The organism is Pseudomonas saudiphocaensis (genome assembly GCF_000756775.1).
Lineage (GTDB): Bacteria > Pseudomonadota > Gammaproteobacteria > Pseudomonadales > Pseudomonadaceae > Stutzerimonas > Stutzerimonas saudiphocaensis.
This window is the reverse complement of record NZ_CCSF01000001.1, coordinates 1556489-1568895: the sequence shown is the minus strand read 5'-3', so window position 1 is coordinate 1568895 and position 12407 is coordinate 1556489. Positions and strand designations below refer to the sequence as shown.

Annotated in this window: 9 protein-coding genes; all 9 read left to right on the top strand. The window is 59.9% G+C overall.

Annotated features, from left to right (window positions below):
* The first annotated feature begins 27 nt into the window (after positions 1-27).
* The 9 genes from rseP (at position 28) to dnaE (ending at position 12234) form a co-directional block, all read left to right on the top strand.
* A complete protein-coding gene (gene rseP / locus BN1079_RS07285) occupies positions 28-1380 on the top strand; it encodes an RIP metalloprotease RseP (protein WP_037023312.1) in 1353 nt (450 codons plus the stop codon).
* Between the two features lie 69 nt (positions 1381-1449).
* Positions 1450-3840: an outer membrane protein assembly factor BamA gene (bamA, locus tag BN1079_RS07280; RefSeq protein WP_037023311.1), complete on the top strand. Its 2391-nt coding sequence runs from the start codon at positions 1450-1452 to the stop codon at positions 3838-3840.
* 48 nt (positions 3841-3888) lie between these two features.
* Complete coding sequence (locus BN1079_RS07275; RefSeq protein ID WP_037023309.1) at positions 3889-4392, top strand: OmpH family outer membrane protein; 504 nt, start codon at positions 3889-3891, stop codon at positions 4390-4392.
* Positions 4392-5450, top strand: coding sequence for a UDP-3-O-(3-hydroxymyristoyl)glucosamine N-acyltransferase (gene lpxD, locus BN1079_RS07270; protein WP_037023306.1), 1059 nt, complete (start codon positions 4392-4394; stop codon positions 5448-5450). The genes BN1079_RS07275 and lpxD overlap by 1 nt, the downstream gene beginning before the upstream one ends.
* A gap of 95 nt (positions 5451-5545) precedes the next feature.
* Complete coding sequence (gene fabZ / locus BN1079_RS07265; RefSeq protein WP_037023304.1) at positions 5546-5986, top strand: 3-hydroxyacyl-ACP dehydratase FabZ; 441 nt, start codon at positions 5546-5548, stop codon at positions 5984-5986.
* A complete protein-coding gene (gene lpxA, locus BN1079_RS07260) occupies positions 5983-6759 on the top strand; it encodes an acyl-ACP--UDP-N-acetylglucosamine O-acyltransferase (protein ID WP_037023303.1) in 777 nt (258 codons plus the stop codon). The genes fabZ and lpxA overlap by 4 nt, the downstream gene beginning before the upstream one ends.
* 1 nt (position 6760) lies before the next feature.
* Entirely contained in the window at positions 6761-7894 is a 1134-nt protein-coding gene (lpxB, locus tag BN1079_RS07255) for a lipid-A-disaccharide synthase (protein WP_037023302.1), read from the top strand.
* On the top strand, positions 7894-8505 hold the full coding sequence (gene rnhB / locus BN1079_RS07250) for a ribonuclease HII (protein ID WP_037023300.1): 612 nt from the start codon (positions 7894-7896) through the stop codon (positions 8503-8505). The genes lpxB and rnhB overlap by 1 nt, the downstream gene beginning before the upstream one ends.
* A gap of 207 nt (positions 8506-8712) precedes the next feature.
* Positions 8713-12234, top strand: a complete 3522-nt coding sequence (dnaE, locus tag BN1079_RS07245; RefSeq protein WP_037023298.1) for a DNA polymerase III subunit alpha — start codon at positions 8713-8715, stop codon at positions 12232-12234.
* Positions 12235-12407: the final 173 nt, after the last annotated feature.

The window sequence follows — 12407 nt, the reverse complement described above, 5'->3', positions numbered from 1 at the left end:
AAATGGCCTTTCGAGGCAGAGGAATTTATGAGCGCGCTGTACATGCTTGTCGGCACCCTGATCGCTCTGGGTGTTCTGGTGACCTTCCACGAATACGGGCATTTCTGGGTGGCGCGGCGTTGCGGCGTCAAGGTGCTGCGCTTCTCGGTGGGCTTCGGCAGCCCCCTGGTGCGCTGGCATGATCGCCACGGCACAGAGTTCGTTATCGCGGCCATTCCGCTCGGTGGCTATGTGAAGATGCTCGACGAGCGTGAAGGTGATGTACCGCCCGCGATGCTCGATCAGACGTTCAATCGCAAGACCGTCAAGCAGCGCTTCGCCATAGTGTCTGCGGGGCCTGTGGCCAACTTTCTGCTGGCGCTGGTGTTTTTTTGGGTGCTGGCGCTGCTGGGCAGCGAGCAGATTCGCCCAGTGGTTGGGGCGGTTGAGGTGGGCAGCCTGGCCGAAGAGGCCGGGCTGGTGTCCGGCCAAGAAATCATCGAAGTCAACGGCAAGCCCACTTCCGGCTGGGCCGAGGTCAATTTGCAGCTGATCCGTCGCCTGGGTGAAAGCGGCTCGCTGGAAATGCGCGTGCGCAACCTGGATAGCAGTCAGGAGCAGTCCATACAGTTGCAGCTGAACGACTGGCTCAGGGGGGCGGAAGACCCTGATCCCATCGGCTCGCTGGGTATCCGTCCCTGGCGGCCGGCTATCGTTCCGGTAGTCGCCCAGCTGGATCCAGAAGGTCCTGCTCAGGCCGCCGGTGTGCGTCTGGGAGATCGCCTGGTTAGCCTTGACGGCGAGCCGCTGCAGGAGTGGCAGGAAGTCATCGACAGAGTCCGAGTGCTCCCGGGCAAGTCCGCCTTGCTGGAAGTGGAGCGTGAAGGCCGCTACCTGGAGCTGCCCCTGACGCTGGCAGCGCGTGGCGAAGGAGACGACCTGCGAGGCTATCTGGGGGCCGGGGTTGCAGGCGGCGAATGGCCTGAAGAAATGCTGCGCACCGTCAGCTACGGGCCTTTGGAAGCCGTCGCTGAGGGGCTTCGGCGAACCTGGTCGATGAGCCTGCTGACCCTTGATTCCCTGAAGAAAATGCTCTTTGGTGAGCTCTCGGTAAAAAACTTGAGCGGCCCGATAACCATTGCTAAAGTGGCGGGCGCTTCTGCACAGTCCGGCCTGGGTGACTTTCTAAACTTCCTCGCCTACCTGAGCATCAGCCTTGGAATACTCAATCTTTTGCCTATTCCGGTTCTGGATGGCGGGCATTTGCTCTTCTATATGGTCGAGTGGGTCCGTGGACGTCCCCTTTCGGACAAGGTCCAGGGTTGGGGAGTACAGATTGGTATCAGCCTGGTCATTGGGGTGATGCTGCTTGCGTTGGTCAATGACATTGGCCGGCTTTAATTGCCCTACAACTTGATGACGCCTTGCCCAGCGCAGGTCCAACTTTCAGGTTAAATAAGAAAGGACTTCATGAAACGTCTGCTGCTACCTGCGGTTATTTCCGCACTGATGATTGCCGAAGTTCACGCCGAGTCCTTCACCATCTCCGATATACGCGTAAACGGCCTGCAACGGGTTTCCGCCGGTAGTGTCTTTGGCGCCCTGCCGCTGAACGTGGGCCAGCCTGCCGATGACCGTCGCCTGGTGGATGCGACCCGCGCATTGTTCCGCACTGGATTCTTCGAAGATATTCAGCTGGGCCGCGATGGCGATGTATTGGTTATCAGCGTAGTGGAGCGGCCCTCGATCTCAAGCATCGAGATTGAAGGCAACAAGGCGATCAAGACCGAAGATCTGCTCACCGGTCTGCAGCAGTCAGGTCTTGCTGAAGGCGAGATTTTCCAGCGTGCCACCCTGGAAGGCGTGCGCAATGAATTGCAGCGCCAGTACGTGGGGCAGGGCCGCTACTCGGCCACCATCGAAACCGAGGCCGTGCCCCAGCCGCGTAACCGTGTCGCCTTGAAGATCACCATCAACGAAGGTTCGGTCGCTGCGATCAAGCACATCAACGTGGTAGGCAACACCGTCTTTGCGGAAGAGGATCTGACCGACCTGTTCGAGCTGAAGACCACCAACTGGCTGTCGTTCTTCCGCAATGACGACAAGTATGCCCGCGAAAAACTCTCCGGCGACCTCGAGCGCCTGCGGTCTTATTACCTGGACCGTGGTTACATCAATATGGATATCACCTCCACCCAGGTATCCATCACGCCGGACAAGAAAGACGTCTACGTTACGGTCAATATCGACGAAGGCGAGCGCTATACCGTCAGCGACGTCAAGCTGAGGGGTGACCTGAAGGTTCCCCAGGAGGAGCTGCAGGCGCTGCTGCTGGCGAAGGAAGGCCAGGTCTTCTCGCGCAAGGTGATGACGACCACTTCGGAACTGATCACGCGGCGGCTGGGTAATGAGGGTTATACCTTCGCCAACGTCAACGGCATTCCTGAGGCCAACGACGAGGACAATACCGTTTCGATCACCTTCATGGTCGACCCCGGCAAGCGTGCCTACGTCAACCGTATCAACTTCCGTGGCAACACCAAGACCGAAGACGAAGTGTTGCGCCGCGAAATGCGGCAGATGGAAGGCGGCTGGGCTTCGACCTACCTGATCGACCAGTCCAAGACGCGTCTAGAGCGCCTCGGCTTCTTCAAGGAAGTTAACGTCGAGACCCCGCAGGTGCCGGGCACTGACGATCAGATCGACGTCAACTACAGTGTCGAGGAGCAACCTTCGGGCTCGATCATGGCCAGCATCGGTTTCGCTCAGAACGCTGGTTTGATCCTGGGTGGCTCCATCAGCCAGAACAACTTCCTGGGTACCGGTAACCGCGTCAGCATTGGCCTGACCCGCAGCGAATACCAGACGCGCTACAACTTCGGTTTTGTCGACCCCTACTGGACCGAAGACGGCGTCAGCCTTGGCTACAACGCTTTCTACCGCACTACCGACTACGACGAACTGGATTACGACGTATCCAGCTATTCCGTAGACAGCCTGGGCGGCGGTATCAATATTGGCTATCCGATCAGCGAGACTTCTCGCTTGTCCTTTGGCCTTTCTGCTCAGCAGGATGATCTGGACACCGGCCGTTACACCGTCGATGAAATTTATGACTTCATTGAAAAGGAAGGCGATAGCTTCCTGAACTTCAAGGCATCGGTGGGCTGGTCAGAGTCAACCCTCAACCGTGGTGTGCTGGCGACCCGAGGCCACTCTCAGAGCCTGGTGTTTGAAACCACCATTCCGGGTAGCGACCTGTCGTTCTATAAGATCGACTATAACGGCCAGCTATTCGTGCCCATGACGCAGAACTACACTTTGCGCATGCATACGCGCCTGGGTTACGGCGATGCCTACGGCTCGACCTCGGCCTTGCCGTTCTATGAGCACTATTACGCGGGTGGCTTTAACTCGGTACGCGGCTTCGAGGACAGTAGCCTTGGCCCGCGCAGTACTCCGAGCAGGGCCTATGATGCGGCTGGTAACCTTCTGCCGGAAGGGCGCTGTGATTCCACCGGACGCTGTACCGACGATCAGGATGAGCTGCCATTTGGTGGTAACGTGCTGGTCCAGGGTGGTCTGGAAGTGCTCTTCCCGATGCCGTTCGTCAAGGACCAGCGCTCACTGCGTACATCCCTGTTCTGGGACGTGGGTAATGTGTACAACACCAACTGCCCGTCTGGCTCGGGCAGCAAGTGCAGTGATATCGACTTTGGCGACATGGCCAGTTCAGTCGGTGTGGGGCTGACCTGGATCACCGCCATGGGGCCGTTGAGCTTCAGTCTGGCGATGCCGGTGGTCAAACCCGATGAATCCGATACCCAAGTATTCCAGTTCTCCCTGGGACAAACCTTTTAACGACCTGGGCGCTTCGCTCCAGGGTTTCTTGCAAGAGTGGTATATACCGTGCGTAAGTTGACCCAACTGCTTCTCGTTGCTGCTGCACTGGTGGCAGCCCCTGCATTCGCCGACGTCAAAATCGCAGTGCTGAACTATCAAATGGCGCTGCTCGAATCAGACGCAGCCAAGCGCTATTCGGTCGACGCGGAAAAGAAATTCGGCCCGCAGCTGGACAAGCTCAAGGGACTGGAAAACGATGCCAAGCGCATCCAGGATCGTCTCGGCAAGGACGGCGACAAGATGCAGCAGGCCGAGCGCGAGCGTCTTGAGCTTGAGTTCAAGCAGAAGGCCCGTGATTTCCAGTTCCTCTCCAAGGAGCTCAATGAGTCTAAGGCTTCGGCTGACCGCGACATGCTTAAGCAGCTCAAGCCGAAGCTGGACAAGGCCGTCGAGGAAGTGATCAAGAAAGGCGACTACGACCTGGTTCTTGAGCGCGGCGCGGTGGTCGATGTCAAACCTCAGCTTGATATCACCCGCCAGGTCATCGAGCGCATGAACCAACTGCGCTGATGAACGGCTCTGTCTATACGCTCGGTGAGCTTGCCGAGCAGCTGGGCGCCACCGTGCGTGGCGATGTCGGGCATAAGGTCTTGGGCCTGGCCACGCTTCAAGATGCGGGCCCGCAACAGCTCAGCTTTCTGGCCAACGCCCAGTATCGCAAGTATCTCGCCAGCACCCGTGCTGGCGCCGTACTGCTCAAGCCGAAGGATGCCGAAGGTTTCTCCGGCACCGCGCTGATCGTGGACAATCCCTATCTCGCCTATGCGCGCATCTCGCACCTGTTCGAGACGCGCCCCAAGGCGCTGCCTGGTGTCCACCCAAGTGCTGTCATTGATCCGACTGCGACGATCGACCCAAGCGCCAGTATTGGCGCTCAGGTGGTGATCGAGGCGGGCGCCTGGATAGGCCCGGACGTCGTGATCGGCGCCCATTCGTTCGTTGGCGCCCGTACTCGGGTGGGTGCGGGTGGCCGGCTCGCTTCGCGCGTCACCCTTTGTCATGACGTGAGCATCGGTGAGCGCGTAGTGATCCAGCCAGGTGCGGTCATTGGCGGCGAAGGCTTCGGGTTCGCCAATGAAAGCGGACACTGGGAGAAGATCGCTCAGCTCGGCGGCGTTCGTATTGGTGATGATGTAGAGATCGGCGCCAATACCACGATCGACCGCGGTGCGCTGTCCGACACAGTCATCGGCAATGGCGTGAAACTGGATAACCAGATCATGATCGCCCACAACGTGCAGATTGGCGAAAACACTGCCATAGCCGGTTGTGCAGGTATTTCCGGAAGCGCCAAGATCGGTCGCAACTGCATGCTGGCCGGCGGTGTTGGCCTGGTCGGGCATATTGAAGTGTGTGACAACGTATTCATCACCGGTATGACCATGGTGACCCGCTCGATCACCGAGCCAGGCAGTTATTCCTCGGGAACGGCCATGCAGCCGGCCGGCGAATGGCGCAAGAGCGCCGCGCGAATACGTCAGCTGGACGAGATGGCCCGCCGTCTGCAGCAGGTGGAAAAACGCCTGCCTGCCGTGACCCCGAGCGGGGATTTGTCTTCAGATGCCTGACTCTGTCCTCTGATTGCTCCGCCAGCCGTTATCGACGGTTGGCTGCACAGCCGTGATGGCGTGCTGCTCTCCTACTCTTTACAGGCTTTCCTTACATGATGGATATCAACGAAATTCGCGAATACCTTCCGCACCGCTACCCATTCCTTCTGGTTGATCGGGTGGTGGAGATGGATACGGAAAACAAGCGTGTTCGTGCATACAAGAACGTGACCATCAACGAGCCGTTCTTCAATGGTCACTTTCCGCGACACCCCATCATGCCAGGCGTGCTGATTATCGAGGCGATGGCTCAGGCAGCAGGGCTGCTGGGTTTCAAGATGATGGGCGTGAAGCCGGCTGACGGCACGCTCTACTATTTCGTCGGCTCGGACAAACTGCGCTTCCGCCAGCCTGTAGTGCCAGGCGACCAGCTTGTGCTTGAAGCGTCCTTTATCAGCGCCAAACGTGGCATCTGGAAGTTCGATTGCCGCGCCAGCGTTGATGGCAAACCTGTATGCTCGGCTGAAATCATCTGTGCGGAACAGAAGATATGAGCTTGATTGACCCTCGCGCCATCGTCGATCCGGCCGCACGGCTGGCCGACGACGTTCAGGTCGGACCCTGGTCGATCATCGGCCCGGACGTCGAGATCGGCGAGGGCACGGTGATTGCACCTCACGTAGTTATCAAGGGGCCGACTCGTATAGGTCGACACAACCGCATCTACCAGTTTTCTTCGGTAGGTGAGGATACGCCTGATCTCAAATACAAGGGTGAGCCGACGCGTCTGGTGATCGGCGATCACAACGTGATCCGGGAAGGGGTGACCATCCACCGGGGTACCGTGCAGGACCGTGCTGAAACCACCATCGGTGATCACAACCTGATCATGGCCTATGCACATATTGGCCATGACAGCGTCATTGCCAACCACTGCATTCTGGTCAACAACACGGCGCTTGCCGGTCACGTGCATGTCGGCGATTGGGCGATCCTTTCTGGCTATACGCTGGTGCACCAGTACTGCCATATCGGCGCCTTCAGCTTTTCCGGCATGGGCACCGCTATCGGCAAGGATGTACCGGCCTTTGTTACGGTGTTTGGCAATCCTGCAGCGGCGCGCAGCATGAATTTCGAAGGCATGCGCCGTCGGGGTTTCAGTGCCGAGACCATCACCGCCCTGCGTAACGCCTACAAGATCGTCTACCGCAAGGGGCTTACCGTCGAGCAGGCACTTGCCGAATTGGCTGGTGATGCCGAAGTGATCCCCGAAGTGGCGTTGTTCCGAGACTCGATCCAGGCATCCAGCCGTGGCATCACCCGCTGACGTGTCCCGGCCCCTGTTGGTAGCGCTGGTCGCCGGAGAGGCTTCCGGTGACATCCTCGGCTCGGGCCTGATGCAGGCACTCAAGACCCAGCATCCCGATGTCCGTTTCGTCGGAGTCGGGGGGCCGCGCATGGAGGCTGAGGGACTGAAGTCCTACTTTCCGATCGAACGCCTGTCGGTAATGGGGCTGGTGGAAGTGCTTGGGCGTCTGCCGGAGCTGCTGAAGCGGCGCAAGCGTCTGGTGCAGACGCTGAGTGAGCTGCGGCCCGATGTGTTCATCGGCATCGATGCGCCGGATTTCAACCTGGACCTGGCCCTGAAGCTGCGGCAGGCCGGCATCAAGACCGTTCATTACGTCAGCCCTTCGGTGTGGGCCTGGCGGCAGAAGCGTGTGTTGAAGATTCGCGCCGCCTGCGATCTGATGCTTACGCTGTTTCCCTTCGAAGCGAAGTTCTACGAGGAACATCAGGTAGCGGTCTGTTTCGTCGGTCATCCGCTGGCCGATGCTATTCCGCTGGAGTCTGACCGAGATCTGGCGCGTGATGCGCTCAATCTCCCCCGGGAAGGCCATGTCGTCGCCTTGATGCCCGGCAGCCGGGGAGGCGAGGTGGGCCGTCTGGGCGAGCTGTTCCTCGACGCAGCTGATCGTTTGCGGGCGATGCGCCCGGGCATTCATTTTGTGATGCCCTGCGCTGGCCCCGAGCGGCGTGCTCAGCTTGAGCAAATGCTGGTCGGGCGCGATCTGCCGCTGACTCTGCTCGATGGCCGCTCCCACGAAGCGCTCGCTGCCTGCAACGCAGTATTGATTGCTTCCGGTACGGCGACGCTCGAAGCGCTGCTGTACAAGCGTCCGATGGTGGTGGCCTACAGCGTTGCGCCGCTGACCTTCGCCATTCTCAAGCGACTGGTTAAAAGCCCCTACGTTGCGCTGCCCAATCTGCTTGCACAGCGCCTGCTGGTGCCCGAGCTATTGCAGGATGCGGCAACGCCAGAGGCCATGGCACAACTATTATCACCCTTGCTGAGCGATGGTGAGGTGCAGACGGAAGGTTTTGACGCCATTCACCGTACCTTGCGCCGTGATGCGTCGAACCGGGCTGCTCAGGCGGTGCTTGAGCTGGTCGAGGCAAACTGATGCAGATGGGGCTGGATTTCAGTCTGGTTGAGGAGCTGGTGGCCGGCGTCGACGAGGTGGGTCGCGGGCCGCTATGCGGGCCTGTGGTCACGGCTGCGGTGATTCTCGATCCTCTGCGTCCCATCAGCGGGCTCAATGACTCGAAGAAGCTCACTGAAGCGAAGCGCGAAGCGCTGTTCGACGAGATTTGCGAAAAGGCCCTGGCCTGGTGCATCGCCCGTGCCGAAGTTGAGGAGATCGACCGCCTCAATATCCTCCACGCAACCATGCTGGCCATGCAGCGCGCTGTAGAGGGGCTTGCTATCAGGCCGAAACTGGCGCTGATCGACGGTAACCGTTGTCCGCAGCTGTCGGTCCCCTGTGCGCCGGTCATTCAGGGCGATGCGCAGGTGCCGGCAATCGCGGCTGCGTCGATATTGGCCAAAGTCAGCCGTGACCGCGAAATGCAGGCGTTTGATCTGATCTATCCCGGCTACGGCCTGAGCGGCCACAAAGGCTACCCGACCCCCGTTCATCTTGAAGCTCTGCAGCGCCTTGGGGCCACGCCGATTCACCGTCGCAGCTTCGCGCCGGTGCGCAGGGTGCTGGAGCTGATGCTCGAAACGCCATAAGACTCTGCGGTCCGGCTCGCGCTGGGCCGATGCATGGTGACCTCTCTCGAGCTGCGGTTAGCGGCGCAGCAGGATCCTGGGTAGCGTCAGCCGGGCAGATGAACTCATCAGCTGCCGACCGTCCATCCTGAGGTGTTGCCCGACGCCCCGCAGCGACGCTTTCCGCTACAATCGCTGCCCTCCAGTAAGTCGCGTCCAGGTTCAGTCATGCCCGTTTCGTTCGTCCATCTTCGTCTGCACACCGAATACTCCCTGGTTGACGGTCTGGTGCGCGTAAAGCCTCTGATCAAGTCGGTGGCGGCGGCGGGGATGCCGGCGGTGGCAGTCACCGACATGAGCAACATGTGCTCCCTGGTGAAGTTCTACAAGGCGGCGCAAGGGGCGGGGATCAAGCCGATTTGCGGCGCCGATATCTGGCTGGCCAGTCGCGAGGAAGACGGCCCGTTGAGCCGGATGACCTTGCTGGCAATGAATACTCAGGGCTATCGCAACCTCACCGAGCTGATCTCCCGGGGCTGGACCGAGGGGCAGCGCAATGACCTGGTGATCATCGAGCGGGATTGGGTCAAGGCCGCCAGTGAGGGCTTGATTGCCCTGTCGGGTGCTCGGGAGGGTGAGGTCGGGCTTGCGCTGCTCAACGGCGATGAGGCGCTGGCAGAAACCTTGTTGCTTGAGTGGCAGTCGGTGTTTCCTGATCGCTTCTACCTGGAAGTGCAGCGAACCAGCCGGGTGAATGATGAGGAGTACCTGCATGCTGCCGTAGCGCTGGCCCAGCGCTGCCCGGCGCCGCTGGTGGCGACCAATGATGTGCGCTTCCTCAAGCAGGACGACTTCGAAGCCCATGAGACTCGCGTCTGCATTGGTGAAGGCCGGACCCTCGATGACTCCCGCCGGCCGCGCAATTATTCCGACCAGCAGTATCTGAAAACTCCCGAGGAAATGTACGAGCTGTTCAGCGACCTGCCCGAGGCGCTGGAAAATACCGTCGAAATCGCCAGGCGCTGCAATATCGAGGTGCAGTTGGGCACCTACTTCCTGCCCGACTTCCCGGTGCCGGAAGGCATGACCATCAATGAGTATTTCCGCAAGGTCTCTTTCGATGGTCTCGAAGAGCGGCTGAAGGTAGTGCTGCCCAGGGAAACGCCCGACTACGAAGCAAAGCGGCAGGTGTATGTCGACCGTCTGAACTTCGAGCTCGACATCATCATCCAGATGGGCTTCCCGGGTTACTTCCTGATCGTCATGGACTTTATCCAGTGGGCCAAGAATAACGGCGTACCGGTGGGGCCGGGGCGTGGTTCGGGTGCCGGTTCGCTGGTGGCCTATGTGCAGAAGATCACCGATCTTGACCCGCTGGCCTACGATCTGCTGTTCGAACGCTTCCTCAACCCCGAGCGGGTTTCCATGCCCGACTTCGACGTCGACTTCTGCATGGATGGCCGCGACCGGGTCATCGAGTATGTGGCCGAGAAGTATGGTCGAAACGCAGTCAGCCAGATCATTACCTTCGGCACCATGGCGGCCAAGGCGGTGGTACGCGACGTCGCGCGGGTGCAGGGCAAGTCCTACGGGCTGGCTGACCGTCTGTCGAAGATGATCCCCTTCGAAGTGGGTATGACCCTGGAAAAAGCCTACGAGATGGAGGAGCCGCTGCGCGATTTTCTTGCCGTCGATGAAGACGCCAAGGAAATCTGGGACATGGCGCTCAAGCTCGAAGGCATCACCCGTGGTACCGGCAAGCACGCCGGCGGCGTGGTGATCGCACCGACAAAGTTGACCGACTTTGCGCCTATCGCCTGCGATGATGAGGGTGGCAGCCTGGTCACCCAGTTCGACAAGGACGACGTCGAGGCCGCGGGGCTGGTCAAGTTCGACTTCCTTGGCCTGCGTACTCTGACCATCATCAAGTGGGCCATGGAGACGATCAACCGCGAGCAGGCCAAGAAGGGCCTGGAGCCGCTGAATATCGACTTCATCCCGCTGGACGACAAGCCCACCTTCTCGCTGTTGCAGAAGGCTGAAACCACAGCCGTTTTCCAGCTTGAATCGCGTGGCATGAAGGAGCTGATCAAGAAGCTCAAGCCCGACTGTCTGGAGGACCTGATCGCACTGGTGGCGCTGTTCCGTCCCGGCCCGCTGCAGTCGGGCATGGTCGACGACTTCATCAACCGCAAACACGGTCGCGCGGAAATCTCCTATCCGCACTCCGACTACCAGTACGAAGGCCTCAAGCCGGTACTGGCGCCTACCTACGGCATCATTCTGTATCAGGAACAGGTGATGCAGATTGCCCAGGTCATGGCTGGCTACACCCTCGGCGGTGCCGACATGCTGCGCCGTGCCATGGGTAAGAAGAAGCCCGAGGAAATGGCCAAGCAGCGCGGCGGCTTTATCGAGGGCTGCAAGAAGAACGGAATCGATGCCGATCTGGCAGGCAACATCTTTGACCTGGTGGAAAAGTTCGCCGGTTACGGTTTCAACAAGTCCCACTCGGCTGCCTATGGCCTGGTGTCCTATCAGACGGCCTGGTTGAAGGCGCATCATCCATCGCCATTCATGGCGGCGGTGCTCTCGGCGGATATGCACAACACCGACAAGGTGGTCACGCTGATCGAGGAATGCCGCAGCATGAAGCTGCGCATCGATGCGCCGGACGTGAACAATTCCGAATACAAGTTCACCGTCAGCGATGACGGGCGAATCGTCTATGGCCTTGGGGCGATCAAGGGCGTGGGCGAAGGGCCGGTGGAAGCCATCGTCGAATGCCGCAGCGAGGGTGGGCCGTTCAAGGACCTGTTCGACTTCTGCAGCCGAGTGGACCTCAAACGCATCAATAAACGCACTCTCGAAGCCTTGATCCGTGGTGGTGCGCTGGACCGACTGGGGCCGTACTTCTCCGATGACCCGAAGCTCTACCAAGCCGGCATCGACCAGAATCGCGCTGTATTGCTGTCGGCCATGGAGGAGGCGATCCAGGCCGCCGAGCAGACGGCGCGTAGCGAGGAAAGCGGTCATATGGATCTCTTCGGCGGCCTGTTCGCCGAGCCCGAGGCGGATGTCTATGCCAACCACCGCAAGGCGCGGGAACTGACGCTCAAGGAGCGCTTGAAGGGCGAGAAGGACACCCTGGGCCTGTACCTCACCGGCCACCCGATCGACGAATACGAAGGCGAAGTGCGTCGTTTCGCCCGTCAACGCATCATCGATCTGCGCCCGGCGCGTGATACCCAGACGGTTGCCGGCTTGATCGTCAACCTGCGAGTGATGAAGAACAAGAAGGGTGACAAGATGGGCTTCATCACCCTGGACGACCGCTCCGGGCGCATCGAAGCCTCGCTGTTCGCTGAGGCGTTCAATACGGCCCAGGCACTGCTGCAGACCGATGCGTTGGTAGTCGTGGAAGGTGAAGTCAGCAATGACGACTTCTCCGGAGGGCTGCGCCTGCGTGCCAAGCGCGTGATGAGCCTGGAAGAGGCGCGTACCGGGCTGGCCGAGAGCTTGCGGGTCAGGGTCGCCAGTGAGGCGCTCAAGGGTGATCGAGTGCGTTGGCTGGCCGACGTCTGTGGTCGTCATCGCGGCGCCTGTCCAATTACCCTGGAGTACACCGGCAGCGACGCGAAAGCGCTGCTGCAGTTTGGCGAGAGCTGGAGAATCGACCCGGCGGACAACCTGATTCAGGCATTGCGTGACCAGTTCGGGCGCGACAACGTCTTCCTGCAATACCGATAGCGGCCAGCATCGTGTCATCGCCAGAGAAACTGGCGCATGACCCGGCCGTTACCCAAGCGACCCGATCTCGATCGAGTCATGATTGCGAACATTTTTTGTTCGACCTGAATGCGTCCGTCCCGTAAGGTAGGGCGCAAAAAACGGAACAGCTTCCCGGCCCTTCTGGCCGTCGA

What these genes read in the sequence shown, in the direction of transcription:
- lpxA (WP_037023303.1), top strand. Translation starts at nt 5,983, where the DNA reads ATGAGCTTGATTGACCCTCGCGCCATCGTCGATCCGGCCGCACGGCTG.
- lpxD (WP_037023306.1), top strand. Translation starts at nt 4,392, where the DNA reads ATGAACGGCTCTGTCTATACGCTCGGTGAGCTTGCCGAGCAGCTGGGC.
- fabZ (WP_037023304.1), top strand. Translation starts at nt 5,546, where the DNA reads ATGATGGATATCAACGAAATTCGCGAATACCTTCCGCACCGCTACCCA.
- bamA (WP_037023311.1), top strand. Translation starts at nt 1,450, where the DNA reads ATGAAACGTCTGCTGCTACCTGCGGTTATTTCCGCACTGATGATTGCC.
- dnaE (WP_037023298.1), top strand. Translation starts at nt 8,713, where the DNA reads ATGCCCGTTTCGTTCGTCCATCTTCGTCTGCACACCGAATACTCCCTG.
- rnhB (WP_037023300.1), top strand. Translation starts at nt 7,894, where the DNA reads ATGCAGATGGGGCTGGATTTCAGTCTGGTTGAGGAGCTGGTGGCCGGC.
- rseP (WP_037023312.1), top strand. Translation starts at nt 28, where the DNA reads ATGAGCGCGCTGTACATGCTTGTCGGCACCCTGATCGCTCTGGGTGTT.